This is a genomic window from Stieleria sp. JC731 (assembly GCF_020966635.1).
In the GTDB taxonomy this organism is placed as follows: domain Bacteria; phylum Planctomycetota; class Planctomycetia; order Pirellulales; family Pirellulaceae; genus Stieleria.
Genome location: NZ_JAJKFQ010000001.1, coordinates 1365469 through 1385222, shown reverse-complemented (window position 1 = coordinate 1385222; position 19754 = coordinate 1365469). Strand labels below are relative to the sequence as shown.

Below are 19754 nucleotides of genomic sequence, written 5' to 3'. Positions count from 1 at the left end.
TTCCGGAAAAAGTTTTCTGTTGGTGGCGTTACTCGCTGATCGACGCAACTTTGTCGCTTAGACTTCGCATCGCTTGCAATTCCGACTTGGAAAACTACTCCTCTCGCGGTACACAACGCTTTTTCCAACTGACGCAGTGGTTGTTGACGCGTCGGATGAAAGCGACAGCCCCCATCGCCGGAAGGATTTGTTACCCTGACCGCCTATGTCCACTTTATCTCCTGAAAAGTTCCTGGAACTGATCGAGAAGAGCCGCTTGGTCGAGCCGACCAAACAGCAGCGGTTGGTGGAAAAGATTCGTGAACAGCTCGGCGGGAACCTGCCATCGGATGCAAAAACGCTCGCTCGCCTCTTCGAAAAGAAAGGCTTGCTGACCGCGTGGCACAACGAAAAGCTGCTCGCCGGAAAATACAAGGGCTTCTTTCTAGGCAAGTATAAGCTGCTCGGGCACATCGGCACCGGCGGCATGAGCAGTGTGTACTTGGCCGAACACATGGGACTGCACGATCGCCGGGCGATCAAGGTGCTACCTAAGAAACGAGTTGCGGACTCGTCCTATCTGGCACGCTTCCAACTGGAAGCCAAAGCGATCGCGTCGCTAAACCACCCCAACATCGTTTTGGCACACGACATCGACAACGAAGGCGATGTGCACTACATCGTGATGGAATACGTCGACGGTTTAGACCTGCAAGCCTTGGTCAAACGCGACGGGCCGCTGGATCCATCAACCGCTGCGGATGTGATCGGACAGGCCGCCCGTGGACTCGCCCACGCCCATTCCAAAGGCATCATCCATCGTGATGTCAAACCGGCGAACCTGCTGCTCGATTCCAAAAACGTCGTTCGCCTACTGGACATGGGTCTGGCTTTGATGGGAGCCGAAGACGAGGAATCGTTAACGGTCGCGAACAACGAAAACGTCCTCGGGACTGCCGATTACCTCGCCCCCGAACAAGCCCTCAACAGCCACTCGGTTGACCACCGCGCAGACATTTACGGACTTGGCTGCACAATGTATTACGTGCTGACCGGCCAACCCCCGTTCAACCAAGGCACCTTGGCGCAGCGCATCGCGATGCACCAAAAGGAAATGCCTAAACCGATCCGGCAGATTCGTCCCGATATCCCGGGGGAACTTGAAGGCATCTGTGTCAAGATGATCCAAAAGGAGCCCCAGTATCGCTACCAAACCGCAACTGACGTTGCCGAAGTCCTGGAGCGATTTGTCGCCAAAGTTCCTCGCGGACAAAAGGTCTCCATCGGCCTCGGCGACAAGCCTCAATACGTCGATGACGGTTCGTCTTCGATTTCACTCGACGATGCCGATCTGAGGCCCAACACTGGCGGCGACACCGTTTCCAATAAGAACAACGAAACCTTGGCAAGCAGCCGCAGCCGCTTGATCCAGGGCGAAGGCTTGAGCGCCAGCGATAGCGGCAAAATGGTCAACGTCGCTCGCCGAGATATCGACTTCAACGAAGGCAGCTTCTTAGATTTGCAAGTCGAATCGGGTTACACCGGTGGTCGTCCTCATCCCGCTTCACAATCTCGCGCCGGACGATCCAGCGTTCATGCGGGTGACGATTCGGGAATAAATCGGCAAAAAAGCCGTAAACCTCAACGCCAGCAGGGCACCGACAAGTGGCTGATCGGATCGCTTCTGCTTGCCTTCTTCATCGTCGCAGTCGGACTGGGGTTTATTCTGGCCAAAGCGACGGCACAATAGCCCTTTTGCGTAAACGCATTTGTCGGCTGTCGCAGTCAGTTCTTTTCGCGGAACGGTTTCGGGAACCGAACACCCTGAGTCTCCAAAGAGGTTTATCGGTTTTCATTCCCACAACTTTTTCGCCGGTCTGACGCCACCAGTACCGCTCGACAACGCACGCGGCTTTCCGTTTCGTACTTCTGCCAAGACCGTTTAGCATGACCGTCGTTTTCGACAGGCCCTACGAATTCGTTCCCCCGATTCGCTCCACCGCTTGGCCTTGGCTGATCCAGCGTTTGCGTCTGTACGATTTTTATTTGCGTCGCAAAGAAGGTGTCGTCGATTACGAACTGCGAAAGGTTGAACGTTTTAAACAGGCGATCGATGCCGGACATTCGGTGCTGCTTGCCCCAAACCACTGTCGTTATGCCGATCCGCTGGTCATGGGCTGGCCCGGACGCGAAATCGGTGTCCACGTCCATGCGATGGCATCCTGGCACCTATTTAATGAAGGCGCACTGGATGCATTTGCGATCCGCAGAATGGGCGGCTTTAGTATCTTTCGCGAAGGCAATGACCGCAAAGCTTTGGAAGCCGCGATCGACATCCTATCTGAAGGTCGTCGACCATTGATCGTTTTCCCCGAAGGCACCACCAATCGCACCAACGACGAACTAAAACCGCTCCTTGACGGTGTCGCATTCATGGCACGGACGGCCGCTAAACGACGACGCAAACGAAAAGACGATCCTGAAACCGCGGCGGTTTCTGGCAGCGGAGAAGTGGTCATCCAGCCGGTCGCGATTAAATACCTGTGCGTTGAAAAAATCGATCGCTGGGCAACCGAACAACTCGACCGTTTCGAAATGCAAATCGGCTGGAACCGAATGCCCTCGCGCTGCCTCCGCACGCGAACCATTCAACTTGCCGAAGCCATGCTCGCCTTGAAAGAAACACAATATTACGGCCGTTCTTGCGGAGGCCCGCTGCCACAGCGACGCGATGATTTGATCGAACACATCCTGACCGTGACCGAACAAGAAATGTCGATCGACAAGTCCACCGACATCGTTCGAGAACGTGTTCGAAACATTCGTTCGGTCGCCTCAACCCGGTTTTTCAGCGACGCCCATTCAGCCAAAGAGAAACAGCAATTGCGCCGACATGTCGATTCGGCGGATCTTGCGCAAGACCTCTCTTCTTATCCCGACAGTTATCTGATGGAAGACCAGGTAACGGACACTCGAATTGTCGAAACGATCCAGCGAATGCAGGAAACGATCAACGGCAAAGCCGATCACTCGATCCCGCTTAAAGCAGTGATCCAGTTCGATGATCCCATTAAGGTTGACACCGGGCGGCCTCCCAAAGGCCAACGCGACCCGCTGATGCAATCGGTCGAAGACTCGTTGAAATCGATGCTCGGCGAATTGTCCGGCGAAGCTCGAAAACTATAGTCCGGCTGCGCATTCGTCCGACAATACCAAGTCGGCTATGATGCAATGGACCTTCTCCCATCAACCATTTCTGTTCGCCCAAAACCGATGCCGCTGATTCGTGACATCTCGCCACTACTGCTGATTCACGCGGCGGTACTGGCACTCACGGTCATTCTTGGCGATGGCAACAGTGCCGATGCGGTGGTGCAAACCTGCTGGCTGGGTTTCTTGCTGCCTGGATGGTGCATCGCGCCGCTTTGGCAAGGAAAAACATCCTCCATGCTATCGCGTTACAGCGGCGGCATGATCACGGCGATGGCCGTGTATGCTGCTGCGATCGCGACCTTTTGTGCCTTGCAACTAAGCATGGCGTCCATGATCCGTTTCTGGATCGTGTTGTTGATCGCCTCGCTCGCAATCCGAGGCTTCACGCTGCACGGCGTAGAGCATGCTCCATGGCGAATCCCAAAGTCGCACTTGATAGTGATTGCCACATTGGTCGTCGTTTCGATCTGCATTTACGAAGCCCCCCGATCCAACGACATCCACCAATTCATCCTGCAGCAGCAGGACATGACCCGCTGGGAAACGCTACAGGTTTCCCCGATTGGCATGTCTGCAATGGAAGTCGACCAACCGATGCCGCGTTGGCGTGCGCATTACTTTCACTTGCTTCCATGCTTGATCAGCCAGTCCAGTGGTGTTGCTGTCGACTTAGTGCTACAGCGATACCTGACGATCCCGATCGCATTTAGCGTGCTTTTGTGTTTGGTTCATTTCATTCGCACGCTGTCGCTGCGAAGGGCAAGCTACCCGGTGTGCATGTTGGCAAGCCTTTCGCCAGTGCTATTTGGTTTCCGCAATTTCAATGCGTTCAACTATTCATTTCGGATCACGAACAACTTTCTTCTCGATAAAGACTTTGCGCTATTTTGGCTGATTCCGGCTATCGCGACGCTGACCGTTCAATGGGCCCGCGGAAGATCCAGATCGATCATCCCGCTATTGTTGTTAGCGCCCGCCGTCGTGCGTTTCCATCCACTGACGGCTGTTTACCTACTGATGTTGGTCCCGCCGTGCCTGCTCGCTTTCTATCGAAGCAAACGATTCCATATGTCTCGATCGATCATCGCATATGGCTATTTGGGAATTCTTTTCATCACGGTGCTCTTGCTAGGTGATGCGCAAGGCAATCATGACCAGATCCGTGAAGTCATCGTGATGGATTTCCAGCAGTCACTCTCAGGTCGACCGCTCCATTATTGGGTCGGGTTCTATAACACGATTAAAGATTCGGGCCTGCCGTCGGACACGTTGGCTTATCGTGGACAGACACTTTCACTTCAATCGAGTGTCATCACGGGATGTGGGTTGCTGCTTTTCATGCACGCCGGGTTCCTGATGATCGCTGCTCGGGATCTAGCTCGGCGCTATCTTTTGCGGAAAGGTCCAGCGAAACCACAAATTAGCCCTGCATTGATTCTGGCAGCGTCAAGCCTATCGATCCTTTGGCTAATCTGGTTTGCCAGCCCCTTCGTTCTCAGTCGGGTTCCCCACATCAGCGGCGGATACGAACGACTGCATTGGTTCATCTATCCTGCCGCGATCACCACATTGGCGATCGCGATCCAATCGATCATCCCGCCGTGGTTGCGTCGACGAAGCGAATGGCTGCTTGCCGCTCTATTGGTCACACCATGTTTGCTCTACCGATACGATATTGAATCACCAACATCGCAAATTCGTGGTATCAATAGCTTGCTTGATTTCGAACTCGCTGCAGCGACTGAACGTCGCGATCGATGGCAAGCGGTTGATCCCGCACGCAGTCTTTCGGACTTAAGACCAGCCGAACTGGCAGAAGACGACCAAGTACTTTTGCTGGAACTGTCAGCGACCTTGCATTACTGGCTGGTGGAATCAGGCTCGTACTGGCCTGACTGCTATGTTGAAGCCTTTGCTTGGGACCGTCGCGGAGAATCGTTCCTTGTTGACCGCCAGATATTTTATCACTTGCTGGACCGTCAACCGCTGGATGTCCAACCGTCTGCAACTCAGACGCTGACCATTCCAACGGTTTCAAAGTGGTTGGCGGAGAAGGGGATTACACTAATTGTCGATCGACGCCGCGGTGCGGCTGAATACTTAAATCAACTTGGGTTTGCCCCAATCGATTCCGATGGAACGATGTTTCGCAAAACACTGCTTGGAAAAACACTGACGGATCCAACAGAGCACGCTGATTGAATCCTCCGACATGGCCTCCAATCCCTACCAACCTCCGACGCAGTCGACTGAAGACAAGGCTGAGCAACCCGAAAATGGGTCAATCGAACCGCCACGGTACCTAGGGAACCTAAAAACGATCGAAGGTGACATCGGCGAACAGAAAGCGATTCGGCTTGCCAAAGTTTGTAAACAAGAACCAATCTTAGCCGAGCGCGCGAATCCCCCAACACGCAAGACATCGTGGTGGGGAATCACTTTTGGGCTGTTGATCGTCATCCCAATGATCGTGGTGTTTGAGCTTAACCCAGCGAATCAGACGTTCGTCTCGCTGATCACTCCGTCGATGATCTTTTCGTTCGTCATCATCACATCGCTGTTCGTCGTCATCCTACTGATCCTGACCTCGATCAACTCGCGTCGGTTCTTATTGGCTGACCCGCCGCTTGGTGGCCCGACAAAAGTTCATTTGGCAGAACTGGGACTCTCGCTAGAGAAACAAACGCGTGACGGCAGGGTCGTTGAAGTGTTCTGCGGCTGGCGACAAATACAAGCCTTTGTCAGCGAAGACGCCTGGCTGCTGAACCTGGCTTACTCCAGCCCTGTGCTGATACCTCGCGATTGGATCGACAATCAGGATCAACGGGTGGTGTTCGACGCACTGGTTGGCAGCATCGCCCGATGGCAGATCGAACAACCGATGGGATTTGATCTCGCTGCTATCCCGGATGAATCATCGGAATCGTTCCCGGACTACACCGATGGAAGCATCCAACTGAACATTTCGACCAAAGCGGAGCTGAAGGCACGGCATCGAATCCGTCGAAAAATCAAAACCGAGCTACCGGACTACCAAGCCGACGCCGCCAACACACCGCTACTAGGCTGGGCAGTCGTTCTTTGGAAACTGTTTCTATTCGCCCTATTCGTTTCGGCCAGCTGGATCGGCTTTGATCATTTCAATAATCATGCCGACAAAGGGCCATGGCGTCTGGTCGCTTTGATCCTACCACAACTCGTTTTTCTCTCAGTCGGACTTTGGTTTACGTTTAAAGTCAGTCGAGACATAACGCTCAGCGGTGCCATATCGGCGACCGATCTTTGGCTCGACCAACGCAGCCTTTTGATTCGTTTTCCTCTGGATACACTGCCCAAACGACTGCGGGTGAAGAACACGCTAGTTTTGGCAACCGAGACCGGTACGACCGCAGTCGTCTTGCCTCGGTCGTATTTCCAATCCGAATCCGCATTTCGGGAGGCAGAACAAGTGCTACTCGGCTCTACTACGGACGCCGATCCGGAACGTTGATTCAGTCGCCAGAGCTGCATCGGTTGTCAACGTAGAATTCTCGGATCGAGACACGTCTTAAAGAAATCAACAGCTTGCCAATGCTGGCTAACGTTCCTACCAATACTGCATGACCATTCAACCAAGCCGAAACCGATTCCGCGATTACCGCCAAACCGTACGCGAGCGAAACGCGACTAAACAGCCGCGGTCGGCCCGGGGCGGCAGCTTTCATGGACACGGTCGACCGGCCAAAAAGTTAGGCGACCGTGAACGCGGCTTCTGGGAACTGATCAAAGAATTCTGGGGACTGGTGCGACCTCACCGGCGTCAGATCTTTGTGGCCTTGGCTTTCCTTACCGTTGCCATCGGTCTACGACTGATCCCACCACTTGGAACCAAATTGGCAATCGATTGTGTGTTGACCGATCCGCCAAAACCATTGCCGGTTTACCTTTCCGGTTTCGATTTCCCAGACGAAAAGATGCAACGTCTGATTTGGATATCGGCTGCGGTTGTGATCACAACGGGAATCGCAACAGTCGTTCACCTTTTCAGCCGCTGGACGGCCACCAAAGCGGTCAACCAATCGCAGATCACGATCCGAAAGAATGTTTTCGAACACGCGATCCGACTGCCACTGGACAAAGTCTATGACCTGAAAAGTGGCGGCGTTGCCAGCTTGATCCGTGAAGATGCGGGAGGTGTCGCCGAACTGATCTTTTCGATGCTGTACAACCCGTGGCGCGCCGTCGTGCAGTTCATCGGAAGCCTCGTCATCCTGGTTTTCGTGGACTGGAAATTGATGGTCGGTGGTTTGCTGCTATTACCAATCGTGTGGGTGACGCATCGCACATACATCAACCGCATCCGCCCGCTATATCGCGACATCCGCAAACAGCGTCAACTGATCGATTCGAACGCCACCGAAACGTTTGGTGGGATTCGAGTGGTCCGCACGTTCTCTCGGTCGCGAAACGAATCCAACAAGTTCGTCCATGAAGGCGGCTTCCTCGTTCGCCAGCAATTGTTCACCTGGTGGTGGACTCGCATCATCGAAACGATTTGGGAAGTCTTAATCCCGATCGCATCAACAGGGCTGCTGCTCTATGGCGGATACCAAATCATTCACAGCGAACTGACACTTGGTGACATGATGATGTTTCTGGTGTACCTCACGATGCTGCTTGATCCCTTAGCAACAATCGCCGCAAGTGCGGTCGGATTTCAAAACAACCTCGCCGGGCTCGATCGAATCCTTGATGTCTTGGAAAATGAAAACGAACTGCCAAGCAATCCCAACGCGATCCATCTCACCAAAGCAAACGTTGCTGGCAAGATCGAAATACGCGATCTGACGTTCCGCTATCCGGACACCGAAACAGAAGTCCTAAAGAACATCTCGCTTGAGGTAAACGCTGGCGAAACGATCGCACTGGTCGGCCGTAGTGGAGCGGGTAAGACGACGCTGACGAACTTGATCGCCAGGTTCTATGACCCGAGCGACGGCAGCTTGGCTTTGGACGGTCGCGACCTTCGCGAGATCAACCTGGAATCCTACCGCAACCTTTTGGGGATCGTCGAGCAAGATGTGTTCTTGTTCGATGGCACAATCGCTGACAACATCACCTACGCGCGACGGCACTGCAGCCATGAAGAATTGCTGGCTGCCGCCAATGCTGCTGCGGCACACGAATTCATCGAAAAACTGCCCAATGGCTACGACAGTGTCATCGGCGAAAGGGGGGTCAAACTCTCCGGTGGACAACGTCAGCGTCTGGCAATCGCGCGGGCAATCCTGGCTGATCCCAAGATCCTGATTCTTGATGAAGCGACCAGCAATCTGGACAGTGAAAGCGAACGGCTGATTCAGCGTTCGTTAGAAACTCTGCTTCAAGATCGAACCGCCTTTGTCATCGCGCACCGCCTGAGCACCATTCGCAATGCCGATAAGATTGTTGTTCTCGAAGACGGCCGGATCATTGAAACCGGTACGCACACAGAACTGCTTTCACGCGGCGGACGGTACCAAGAAATGGTTCAGCTACAAATGACGGAGAGCCAAACGGCGGGATGACCCACCGTCCATCAGTGCGATGGTAGTACTTCAAGTGTCCCGATTCGATTGGCCAAGGAGGGTAAACGGCAGCAGCGATCGATCGGTGGCCAGTTCACTTTATGAGTGGCCTGCTCACTTTATCGGAGGCCCCTCGCTCGATCCGGTGGTATCCGAGCGACAGTCTTGATCGCGATTCATGCCCCCACGGCACTGAAAGCGGATACTCCGAATCGAATTTTCTTTCGGCGAGCATCTGAATTCAAAAACGGGGCCGTTCCACTAAAAGCAATCTCTTTTGGCTATGATGTGCGAATTGGCTATGATAAATGACTTCCCGATGTGCCTACCCTTTTCGCCGCAACCAAACACACCCATGAAATCTATTCAACTGCTTAGCATCATCGCGATCGCCAGTGTTTGCACGATCGTGAATGCTCAGGATGCAAACTGGCCTCAGTGGCGTGGCATCCACCGTGATGGGCATGCGGCCGAGCAACGTTTGCTGAGCTCATGGCCCGAAGGCGGTCCAAAGCTGGCTTGGTCGATCGAAGGTTTGGGCACCGGATATTCGGCCGTTTCGATCGTCGGCGACTCGCTTTACACGATGGGTTCCAAAGATGACCAAGCACTTGTGTATTGCTTGTCGATGGTTGATGGTGCAACCCAGTGGACAGCACCAATTGGGCCAGCCGGACAGGACGGTGACTACAACACCGGTTGGGGTGCCGGGCAACGGTCCACCCCCACCGTCGATGGCAATCAGGTGTTCGCATTGTCCGACAAAGGCGTCATCGCGGCCCTCGATAAAAATAGCGGTGAAGTGCAGTGGAGTGTCGACCTGGTTGCCGAATACGGCGGAAAGATTCCTGCCTGGGGCTACAGTGCGTCACCACTTGTCGACGGCGATCGAGTGATTGTCTGTCCTGGCGAAAAGAACTTCCTGGTCGGACTGGACCGCCAAACCGGCAAAAAGGTTTGGGGCAGCGAAGGTGTTGAAGCCTCAGCCGAATACGTTTCTCCGATCAAAGCCACCGTTGGCAACGTTACCTTTTATGTCACAGCCAGCAAGCCCGGCTTGTTTGGCTTCGACGCGAAGACCGGAAAGAAACTGTTCGAAGACACCGCCACGGGTAACAACATCGCAGTCATTCCGACTCCCATCGTCAAAGACGACTTGGTGTACCACACCAGTGCTTACGGTGCAGGTAACACATTGCTGCGTCTTGTCCCATCGAGCGATGGACTGCAAATGATTCCCCTGTATGCCTTGAACAGCAAGACGATGGAAAACCATCACGGGGGCGTGGTTCTGGTTGACGATGTGATTTATGGATTTACTAAACAGAGCGGCGGTGCGTGGATGGCACAGGACCTTGTTTCTGGCGAAGCATTGTGGACCGAACGTGCACGTCCTAATCGTAGCGGATCGATCTGCTACGCCGATGGCCGCTTGTATTGCTATGGTGACAAAGACGGCAGCGTCCTGTTGGTCGAACCGTCACGCGACCGTTACATCGAACATGGCAAACTGGTTCTTCCAAAGGAAACCAGCGTTGCACGTAAGCAAGGTGCAATCTGGGCTCACCCAATCGTTGGCAACGGCAAGTTGATCATTCGCGATCAAGACCTGCTGTATGCTTATGACATCTTGGCCGAATAAGCTTCAAAGACGATCATCATAGAGCGGCTCGAGTCTTAAACACGGTCGCTCGTCATCGGTCGCCGATCCGATTTCAAAACGGGTCGGCGACTGACAAAGGGGCAAGCTCTTAACGCTGATAGATAGGCAGATACCCGTAGTCCAGCTGCATCATGATCAGGTTGCATGCGGTGACATACACGGGATGAATTTGCCCTTGGTCCCAATAGCCGTCGGAGCGTTGTTCACTGGCGATTCGATCATAAAGCCGCGATCGGAACGGTTTCCAAAGTTCTTCACCTTGGCGATAAACAACCTGGCTGTAATACAGATAGGTGTAATGCCAATGCCCAAAACTGCGTGCACCATCGCTGATGCCATGCAGTTCCTTCTTGGTGTACTGCCACATCTCCGGTACATGCTCGCTGTCGTAATCGCCGGCATTGTAAAGGGCCGCTAGTGCCGCTGCGGTGATCGCAGGACGGCTGCTTCCGCGTTGCCGACTGCTATAGCTGATCCCGCCGTCTTTGTTTTTACACTCATAAATGTATTGCTTGGCCCGATCAATGACTTCGCCGCTGACCGGGATACCTGCGTTTCGACAACCACGTAACCCTTGCACCTGAGTGATGGTGGTTGACCCCTCGTCAAAATCGTTTCCCTCGGCGGCCGATACATAGCCCCATCCACCGGCAGCGGTTTGTGCGTAACCACTGAATTGAACCGCTCGGGTTAAGACATCGACGATTTCTTTACGGCGATCCAGCAGGCCTTCTTCGCCTAAGACCTGAGACAGGAACAGCATCGCGAAGCCGTGCCCATAGGTGTAGCGTTGATCGGTTTGGGGATCACCGATCAATCCGTTGCTACGACTTTTGCTAATCAAGAAATCAGCGGTCCGAGCAATCTCGTTTGCGTAGGGGCCCTGTGTGGTCGTCGAACCGCTTCCGATCATCGCGGTACCAGCCAAAGCGGCAATCGCGGTCGGGTAGACTTGAGTGTTCCAGTGGCCGCGTGAAGACTGCGTGCGGCTGAGCCAAGCCAAGCCCTTTTGAGTCGAGGTATCCCAGTTGGCGTTGCGTTCGCCATACGCCGGAGATGAATCTGAAACCAGCAAGCTGGACGCAACCATCGACGACGCAGCTAGGGAAGCTGTGCCTCGCAACCAGTTTCGCCGGCAAATGTTTTGAGTCATCGAAAATCAACTCCCTGATCGGGACTAACTGGCAAACCAAACCGACGTCGCAGACAAGATTGTCACCTGAAAACACGGTTCCAACCCGAAAACGCGATCGCGGTTCCTCGCATTTTAACCGAAGGCCTTCGACTGCGAACGACCACCAAGTCTAACCATTAACCGCCCCCCGACGACACTTCGATTTTTTCGACCGTCGGGTGCAGGCCGCTTTTCTTCTGACAAACGGGGCAGAAAAACGTGCTGCGTTGGGCTTGAACGATACGGCGGATGGTACCCAGCTGACATCGCGAACAGGGCTGATCGGCTCGGTCGTACACGCGGTGATAGTTTTGATAGCCACCGGATTGGTTCAGCGCGTTGCGGTAGGTGCCATCCGATAGCGTACTGCCTTCGTGCGCGATCGCTTCGTGCAACACCAGGCCCGTGGCAACGACGATGCGTTGCCATTGCGGCATTGAAAGTTGATCACATCGCGTTCTCGGATCGACACCCGCCACAAACAAAATCTCTGCGGCGTACAAATTCCCAATGCCGGCAACAGCTCGTTGGTCAAGCAATGCGACTTTGATGACGCGTCGACTAGATTTCAATTGGTCGCGAAGCGATTCTGCATCGATCTGAAGCGCATCCTGACCGAGCTTGGCCCGAACCTGCTGTTCCAGTTGCCCTGGCTGAAGCAACCTGAGCGTGCCAAGTCCGCGACGATCCCAAAACAGTAGCTCGGGATGAATTTCGCCGGTCAGCTTCATTCGAAACCGCAAATGGTCGGTTGTCGGCGGATCGGCCAACAAGACCAAACCTGTCATCCGAGGCTCGATCACAATCGATTGCCCATCATCAAGCACAATGATCACACGCTTTCCGAGCCGCTCGATACCGCAGATTTCACGATCACGTAGCCGGCGATTGATGGTACCGATGCCCGGTTCCATCAAGATCGGACGTCGCTGGCAGGGCGGACACTCTGCCGCCACGATTCGTTGCCCCACAATCGGCATAACGCCGCGGCGCATCGTTTCGACTTCGGGAAGCTCCGGCATGAACTCGCTTTAATATCCTTCGATTAGTAAGTGGTTCGGTCTGAATCGACCTGGGAAAATGCCTGCGTAGATTTTGCCTCGCATTCGCAATAAACAATCAATCGCCACTAACAATACACGTAACCCTCTTTGTGATAGCGAGGGTGGTTCGCAATTTCCCGATGATCCGCATTCACAAAGGCCGTCCAAACACCGACTCCGGCAAGCACCGCATCCAGGGCATCGCCGCCGGGATCATTCATGATCACCTTGCGGCGATGCGGTGAGATTTCAACAAGATGTTTTATCCCTGCCAAGATTGCTCGGCGAACGTGTTTTTGATCATCCGTCGGTGCCTGGCCTCCGGACTGTTTGTATCGCCGAAAAGGTAATTGCAATTTTTTCAACGTGGACGATGGACATGCTTCGGCAATGATCGAGCGGAGCGGTGTTTTTGACTCGCGTCTGTATTGAAATGGCAAGATCGCAACGGCAGGTTCAGCGATCAGGTTTGCCAAGATGTCGCGCATTCCGTGGAAAGTCTGGTAGATGATTCTGTAGTGATAACAATCAAATGGCGTTTTGGTTTCCTGATCGGTTGTCCGCCGCACATGCAGGGAACCCGTTTCCTGAAGTGAGAGCTCCACAAGTGTTCTGCCGAATTCTTTGGCATTTCCATTGAACTTGCCAATCAGATCGAGCTGGTTCCTCCACCCCCCAAGCGATAGCTCGATCGGCAATCCGAACGGAAAATCGCATCCCCAGAGCGTTTCCTTCTGGATTCGAATTCGGTCTGTAAGATACTCGTTGACCCGTTCGCGATCATCGCTGGCGGCAAGCCTGCCGAGCGGCTGCAGTGACACGAGCCGCAAAACAGGGGGGCCGTCGACTGATTTGTCCAGAATCAACTCAGCCGCCCAAGCGGTCCGGCCACTTTTCGCGGACCCGCTGTAATCGATTCCCATCACGGTATTGATCGGCAGCGAAGGGATTTGTTCCAAGACACGACTGGCTTTGGAAAGCGACAGCGAATCAGATTTCGCCTGGTTCGAACTAGCTGCGTTGACCACGGGACTTCAGCGGGGGAAGATGTGCTTTCAGTGACGCACCGGGCGGATCCATGCGGCGGATCCTTGCCGGCGCGTCCAATACATAACAACACCAAACAATAGCAGTATGAGTACCGTCCCTACGACTGGGGCCGCTTCGGCGTCAGTTCCAGATGAACGCGGCCGATTTGGCGATTTCGGTGGCCGTTTCGTTCCAGAAACGCTGACTCGCGCGCTCGAGCAGCTTTCCGAGGAATACGAGGTTGCCAAGAAAGACCCTGAATTCCAGCGTGAACTTGCCGGTCTTCTCAAAACTTTTGTCGGCCGACCGAGTCCGTTTTATCACGCAAAACGGCTTAGCGAAGCCTGCGGCGGGGCACAAATTTGGCTTAAACGCGAAGATTTGAACCACACCGGTGCTCACAAAATCAACAACACGCTTGGCCAGGCCTTGCTGACACTGCGGATGGGAAAAACGCGTGTCATCGCTGAAACAGGAGCCGGACAGCACGGCGTTGCCACCGCGACGGCATGCGCCCACTTTGGCCTTCCCTGTGTTGTCTACATGGGTGCCGAAGACATCCGCCGGCAAAAGCCCAACGTGTTCAGCATGCGATTGCTGGGCGCAGAAATCAGTCCCGTCGAAAGCGGATCGCGAACATTACGTGACGCGGTCAACGAAGCGATGCGTGATTGGATGTCGTCTGTCGAGGACACGCACTACATCATTGGCAGCGTGATCGGACCACACCCATTTCCGATGATGGTTCGTGATTTTCAATCGGTGATCGGTCGTGAAACGCGTGACCAATCACAAGAAGTCTTCGGCAAACAACCCGAATGTGTGGTCGCCTGTGTCGGCGGCGGAAGCAACGCGGCGGGAATGTTCTATCCGTTCATCGAAGACGACGACGTCCGATTGGTCGGCGTCGAAGCCGGCGGACGCGGCACCAATCCCGGTGACCATGCCGCCCCGATGACATTCGGTTCGCCCGGAGTCCTACATGGCAGTTACAGCTATGTGATGCAGGACGACGATGGCCAAACCTGTGACGTTCACAGCATGAGCGCCGGACTGGACTATCCAGGCGTCGGCCCTGAACACAGTTATTGGAAAGACACCGGTCGAGTCGACTATGTCCAATGCGGTGATGCCGATGCCATGCAAGCGTTTGACAAATTGGCGCGCACCGAAGGCATTATTCCCGCGCTCGAATCCAGCCACGCGCTGGCTCAGGCGATCAAGTTGGCCGGCGAAATGAAACCGGATCAGAACCTGGTCGTTTGCCTTTCGGGCCGAGGAGATAAAGATGCGATGGAGATTGCACGTTTACGCGGCGAAGATTATTGAGCCGAGCTTTGATCGCCGATAAGCAACAACGTTGCATCACTGACGAAGCTAACAAGTCGATGCCTTCATCCACATAGAGCCTTGCCGAAAAGGGGTCTGACCCTCTCCAGCAAGGCCGTGAAACTCAAGAAAAACTGTCTCGCCTCCAAAGGGTCAGACTCCTTTCGGATTGGCACTTAGTTCAGAAAGCAAATGATCAAATTGACATGGCTGTCACACGCAAGTTGGTACATCGAAACCCAGTCAATGCGAATCCTGTTGGATCCGTTTTTTACGGACAATCCAAAAGCCACCGCGAAAGCTGATGACTTCGCCGACTGCACCCATATCCTGGTATCGCATGGCCACTTCGATCATGTTGCCGATGTCGCCGCCGTTGCCGAAAAGTCCGGCGCCCAAGTAATCGCGATTTTCGAAATCGCACAGTGGCTTCAGCAAAAGAGCCAACTGTCTAATGTCATGGGAATGAACATCGGTGGTAAAGTCGACGTTCCCGATGGGTCAGTAAAAATGGTTCCGGCCATTCATAGTAGTGTACTGCCGGACGGTTCCTATGGTGGCATGCCTGCCGGATTCGTCCTGAACTTTGGTGACCGACGAATCTACTTTGCTTGCGACACCGCATACTTCAGCGACATGAAATGGTATGCCGGTGGAGTAGATATTGCCGTTCTTCCGATCGGCGATCTTTACACCATGGGTGTTCACGACAGCATCCAAGCGACGAAGCTGATTGAACCTAAATACGTTCTGCCAACGCACTACGACACTTGGCCACCGATCGAACAGAACGCCGCACACTGGGCTGCTGAAGTTCGTTCGGAGACTGACGCCGAACCGGTCGTGCTACAAGTTGGCGAAACATTCGAAGTCTGATCGCGAGAAGCGATTTCACCCGCTCAGGGTTTGACCTATCCAGAACCGTCGCGGCTTGAAGTCACTTGATCTTCTAGCCATGACGGTCCTAGCCGAAACGGTTCCGGGTCTGCTTTTGATCCCAACTAAACCGCGTTGAAATCGCAACGCCGACGAGTTCTAGCTCTTGGCTTCTAGTTCTTTGTGGGCTGTTCTTTTTCACGCTCGCGAACGAAGACTTCGTCGTCTTCAACCTTGACCTCGAAACAATCAACCTTTACCCGCGGATTGTCTTCCCACGTTCCGTCGGCAACACAGAATCGCCACGCGTGCCAGGGGCAAGTCACCGAATTGCCTTCGACGTACCCCTCAGCGAGTGAAGCCCCCATGTGCGGACAGAGATCGTCAATCGCGTACCAACTGCCGTCTTCCTGCCGAAAAACGGCCACCATACGGCCATTGACGGGAACCGCTCGACCGCGGCCTTTCTCGAAATCACTAACTTTTCCTACAGATTCAAAGTCACTCACCGGTCGGACGCCTGCGTCAAAAAGAGTTTGCCTTGCAAAAATAGCCCCTCAGCAGTCACACTTTAGGCGTTCGCAGTCTCACTGCCCACTCCCGCAAATTCCTGTGCGTTCCGCATGATCAATCAAAAACGTCGAAAACAACTCGAATCTCGAGTCTGGCCCCACGTTCAAACGCCAGCCCAATATGTCGGTGGCGAGCGGAACATCATCGTCAAAGACCACCGAAGTGTGCGAGGAAAACTGGCGATCGGATTCCCCGACGCCTACACCATCGGGATGAGCCACCACGGGCTGCAGGTGCTGTATTCACTTATCAATCGCCGTGACGATTGGTGCGCCGAGCGTGTCTTCACGCCATGGCCGGACATGGAACAGTTGCTGCGAAAGAACGACATCCCGCTATACACCTTGGAAACGTTCACCGCGCTTTCTGAATTTGACGTCGTCGGGCTGAGCTTACAGTACGAAATCAGCTCGCCCAACGTTTTGACGATGATCGATCTGGGCGGCATCCCGCTGAAAGCCTGCGACCGCACCATGGCCGACCCACTGATGGTCGCCGGCGGGCCGTGCTGCCAAAACCCTGAACCGATGGCAGACTACTTCGACGTCATGATCACCGGCGACGGCGAACCGGCACTGCCTGTTATTTGTGACCTTTGGCTGAAGCTAAAAAATCAATGCCGCCAACCCGACGGGTCTTTCGCGACCGGTGAAGCGGGACGCAAACAACGCGAAGATGCCTTGGCCGAAGTCGCCAAAACGCTCGAATACGCATACGTCCCAAGGTTCTACCAGCCTTCCTACGACAACGGCCGCATCGCCGATCTAAAACGGATTCGTGATGACGTCCCTGCGACCATCGCACCAAGTGTGATTAGTGACTTGGACGGCATACCGCTGCCCACCAAGCCGATCGTGCCCTACATCGATTGTGTACACGATCGAATCGCGATCGAGATCATGCGTGGTTGCCCACACCTGTGTCGCTTCTGTCAAAGCACTGTGATCAAGCGACCGCTGCGAATCCGCGAAGTCGAAACCATCGTTGATGCCGCTTGGGAAAGCTATCTCAACACCGGACACAATGAGATCAGCATCCTATCGCTTTCCAGTAGCGACTACCCGCACTTCGAACCGCTCGTCAAACGACTGCACGAAGTTTTCAAACCGCTGGGCGTCAACATCAGCGTCCCCAGCCTGCGGGTGAACGACCAGCTCCGATCGCTGCCACAATTGATCGGCACCGATCGCCGAAGCTCTCTGACGCTGGCACCAGAAGTCGCTCGCGATGATATGCGAGAGCAAATTCGCAAGAAGATTAAGAATAGTGACTTGATCGAAGGCTGCCGCAACGCGTTTCAAAACGGTTTCGATAGCGTCAAGCTGTACTTCATGTGTGGCTTGCCGGGTGAGCGAGAAGTCGATTTGGATGGCATCATCGACTTGGCCGAAACGATCGCCACCGTCGGCAAGGAAGTGCGAGGACGATACGCACGGGTCACTGCCAGTGTGTCGAACTTTGTTCCCAAAGCTCACACGCCTTATCAGTGGAACGGGATGCAGCGACGCGAGTACTTCAAATGGGCTCACAAGTACCTATGGAGTCGTCGTCAGATCCGTAGCGTCAACGTGAAGTGCCACAACATCGAAACCAGCCTACTTGAAGGCGTACTCAGCCGCGGCGACCGCCGCACCGGCGACGCAATCCGTATGGCTTGGGAACGTGGCGCCCGAATGGACGGCTGGACCGAGTACTTGGATCCGGAACGTTGGTGGACCGCGATTCACGACGCCGGGATCGACATCGAACGCCAAGTCCATGAAAGCTACGAAATGATGGACAAGCTCCCCTGGGATCACGTCAACGTTAAATTTGGTCGTGCCTACCTGGAAAAAGAGCAGGGCAGGGCAACCGTCCAATTAGCCGCAATGGCGAACGCCGTTTGATCGCTAGGGATGAGCGTCATCCGCTGCAGATAGGTTAGGCCGAAACATCGACATGATCGTTACACCGTCATCGGTTTCGCCCCTCGACCACCGGATGATCATTTTGTGCTCGCTCAATTGTGTCCACGTCCTAGGGTTGAACAGACGAGTCGGTTCCCCCCATTGTGCGATTGTGACACGATGCCAGTTGCTGAGCTATCATCGCAGAACGATTCTGCCATCGCATCCGAAACGCGGCTACAGGTCCGTTTCTCGCGGTACAACGAACTGTTAACGCTGATCCCGCGTTGGGAAGCGTTGGTGGAGCGTTGTATCTGGACGAATCCCTGCTACGAACCTGAATTCCTGTTGTCGTTGTTACGGACAATCGACATCGGCTCGGTTCGTGTCCTTGTCGCAGAACGCGGGAACGAGTTGGTTGGCTTGATGCCAATTGTTTCGACACGGCTTTATGGGCTGCCGATCCGAGCGGCCGAAGCTTGGCGTCCGGATGAAGCCTTCGATTCGACACCGCTATTAGATTCGCAATTTGCCGACGAAACGCTGCAAGCGTTCTTTGCCTCACTTCGCCAGGCTGGGTATCGACTGCTGAGTCTCAATACAGCGTCTGCCGAAGAGCCATTCGAGGTGGCGATGGCAAATGCGATCACGAAACAATCACTGGCCGCCTTTCGACGCGATCAATTTCAACGCGCTGCGCTACGTCCTCAAGGCGACATCGACGACTACCTTCGCCGCGTCCTTTCGAAGAACCGTCGCAAAAAGATCAATCGAGCACTAAAGAACCTTGAATCGCTTGGGAAAGTCCGATTTGAAACAGCTCAGACGAGGCGACAGTCCCGTGAGTGGATGGAAATTTTTCTGGACCTAGAAGCATCCGGTTGGAAAGGCAACGCTTCGACCGCGTTCGCCTCCGAGGACGATACTCTTGGGTTCTTTGTCGATGTCGTCGGTGAACTGATTGATTCCGAAAAGCTTCAATTGACTCGACTTTCTGTTGACGGTGCCCCGATCGCGATGCTCGTCGATATCCGAACACAAGATCACATCGCGTGCTACAAAACGGCGTTCGACGAGCGATACGCGGAGCACTCGCCAGGAATGTTATTGGAATGGCACAACGTCCAGCGAATGTTTTCGCAAGGGATCTCGCTGTGCGATTCATGTGGTGATCCAGACAACGAATTGCTGAACACCCTGTACGAAGACCGCTTAGCATTTCAGCACCTGGTCGTCAGCTTGCATCCTTGGACGAATCCAGTCCCTCGAACGGTCCTACCAGCACTGCAAAAGTTGGCCCAGACGGTCAAGCGGTTGCGTAAACCTTGATCGCGCAGCGAAAACCAATTGGGGCGAAACAAAGAACACCGGTTCGGCCCAGATATGCGACTTCGATTTGATGGAACGTTTTTTTAAACCTACGTTTCCTCGTCCATTCTGTCT

General features: G+C 54.2%; 14 protein-coding genes. 10 read left to right on the top strand and 4 right to left on the bottom strand.

All coding sequences use genetic code 11. The features are described 5' to 3' along the window. Window positions 1–205 precede the first annotated feature (205 nt). From LOC67_RS04555 to LOC67_RS04530, 6 genes are all read left to right on the top strand, one after another. Window positions 206–1729 carry a serine/threonine protein kinase gene (locus LOC67_RS04555; RefSeq protein WP_230261327.1) on the top strand — a complete coding sequence of 508 codons (1524 nt, stop codon included), beginning with the start codon at window positions 206–208 and terminating at the stop codon, window positions 1727–1729. 197 nt (window positions 1730–1926) lie between these two features. Continuing rightward, window positions 1927–3165, top strand: coding sequence for a 1-acyl-sn-glycerol-3-phosphate acyltransferase (locus LOC67_RS04550; RefSeq protein ID WP_230261326.1), 1239 nt, complete (start codon window positions 1927–1929; stop codon window positions 3163–3165). A gap of 45 nt (window positions 3166–3210) precedes the next feature. Then, complete coding sequence (locus LOC67_RS04545) at window positions 3211–5394, top strand: hypothetical protein (RefSeq protein WP_230261325.1); 2184 nt, start codon at window positions 3211–3213, stop codon at window positions 5392–5394. A gap of 10 nt (window positions 5395–5404) precedes the next feature. Next, entirely contained in the window at window positions 5405–6682 is a 1278-nt protein-coding gene (locus LOC67_RS04540; protein WP_230261324.1) for a hypothetical protein, read from the top strand. Between the two features lie 109 nt (window positions 6683–6791). Next, window positions 6792–8738, top strand: a complete 1947-nt coding sequence (locus tag LOC67_RS04535) for an ABC transporter ATP-binding protein (RefSeq protein ID WP_230261323.1) — start codon at window positions 6792–6794, stop codon at window positions 8736–8738. A gap of 355 nt (window positions 8739–9093) precedes the next feature. Next, window positions 9094–10380, top strand: a complete 1287-nt coding sequence (locus LOC67_RS04530; RefSeq protein WP_230261322.1) for a PQQ-binding-like beta-propeller repeat protein — start codon at window positions 9094–9096, stop codon at window positions 10378–10380. A gap of 109 nt (window positions 10381–10489) precedes the next feature. Here the strand turns inward: LOC67_RS04530 and LOC67_RS04525 are convergent, their stop codons facing one another. The 3 genes from LOC67_RS04525 to LOC67_RS04515 all read right to left on the bottom strand — a co-directional run bounded on the left by LOC67_RS04525 (window position 10490) and on the right by LOC67_RS04515 (window position 13646). Continuing rightward, a complete protein-coding gene (locus LOC67_RS04525) occupies window positions 10490–11554 on the bottom strand; it encodes a prenyltransferase/squalene oxidase repeat-containing protein (protein ID WP_230261321.1) in 1065 nt (354 codons plus the stop codon). A 158-nt stretch (window positions 11555–11712) separates the two neighbouring features. Next, window positions 11713–12597 carry a bifunctional DNA-formamidopyrimidine glycosylase/DNA-(apurinic or apyrimidinic site) lyase gene (gene mutM, locus LOC67_RS04520; RefSeq protein ID WP_230261320.1) on the bottom strand — a complete coding sequence of 295 codons (885 nt, stop codon included), beginning with the start codon at window positions 12595–12597 and terminating at the stop codon, window positions 11713–11715. Window positions 12598–12704: 107 nt separating this feature from the next. Then, window positions 12705–13646 (bottom strand): DUF429 domain-containing protein, encoded by a 942-nt coding sequence (locus LOC67_RS04515; RefSeq protein ID WP_230261319.1) that lies wholly within the window; start codon window positions 13644–13646, stop codon window positions 12705–12707. Window positions 13647–13752: 106 nt separating this feature from the next. Here LOC67_RS04515 and trpB point away from each other — a divergent pair, with 106 nt between their 5' ends. Both trpB and LOC67_RS04505 read left to right on the top strand, forming a co-directional pair. Next, a complete protein-coding gene (gene trpB, locus LOC67_RS04510; RefSeq protein ID WP_230261318.1) occupies window positions 13753–14976 on the top strand; it encodes a tryptophan synthase subunit beta in 1224 nt (407 codons plus the stop codon). 192 nt (window positions 14977–15168) lie between these two features. Then, window positions 15169–15852 (top strand): metal-dependent hydrolase, encoded by a 684-nt coding sequence (locus LOC67_RS04505; protein WP_230261317.1) that lies wholly within the window; start codon window positions 15169–15171, stop codon window positions 15850–15852. A gap of 173 nt (window positions 15853–16025) precedes the next feature. Here the strand turns inward: LOC67_RS04505 and nirD are convergent, their stop codons facing one another. Then, entirely contained in the window at window positions 16026–16361 is a 336-nt protein-coding gene (nirD, locus tag LOC67_RS04500; protein ID WP_230261316.1) for a nitrite reductase small subunit NirD, read from the bottom strand. Window positions 16362–16475: 114 nt separating this feature from the next. Here nirD and LOC67_RS04495 point away from each other — a divergent pair, with 114 nt between their 5' ends. Further along, complete coding sequence (locus LOC67_RS04495) at window positions 16476–18311, top strand: TIGR03960 family B12-binding radical SAM protein (protein ID WP_230261315.1); 1836 nt, start codon at window positions 16476–16478, stop codon at window positions 18309–18311. Between the two features lie 180 nt (window positions 18312–18491). After that, entirely contained in the window at window positions 18492–19640 is a 1149-nt protein-coding gene (locus tag LOC67_RS04490; protein WP_230261314.1) for a GNAT family N-acetyltransferase, read from the top strand. Window positions 19641–19754: the final 114 nt, after the last annotated feature.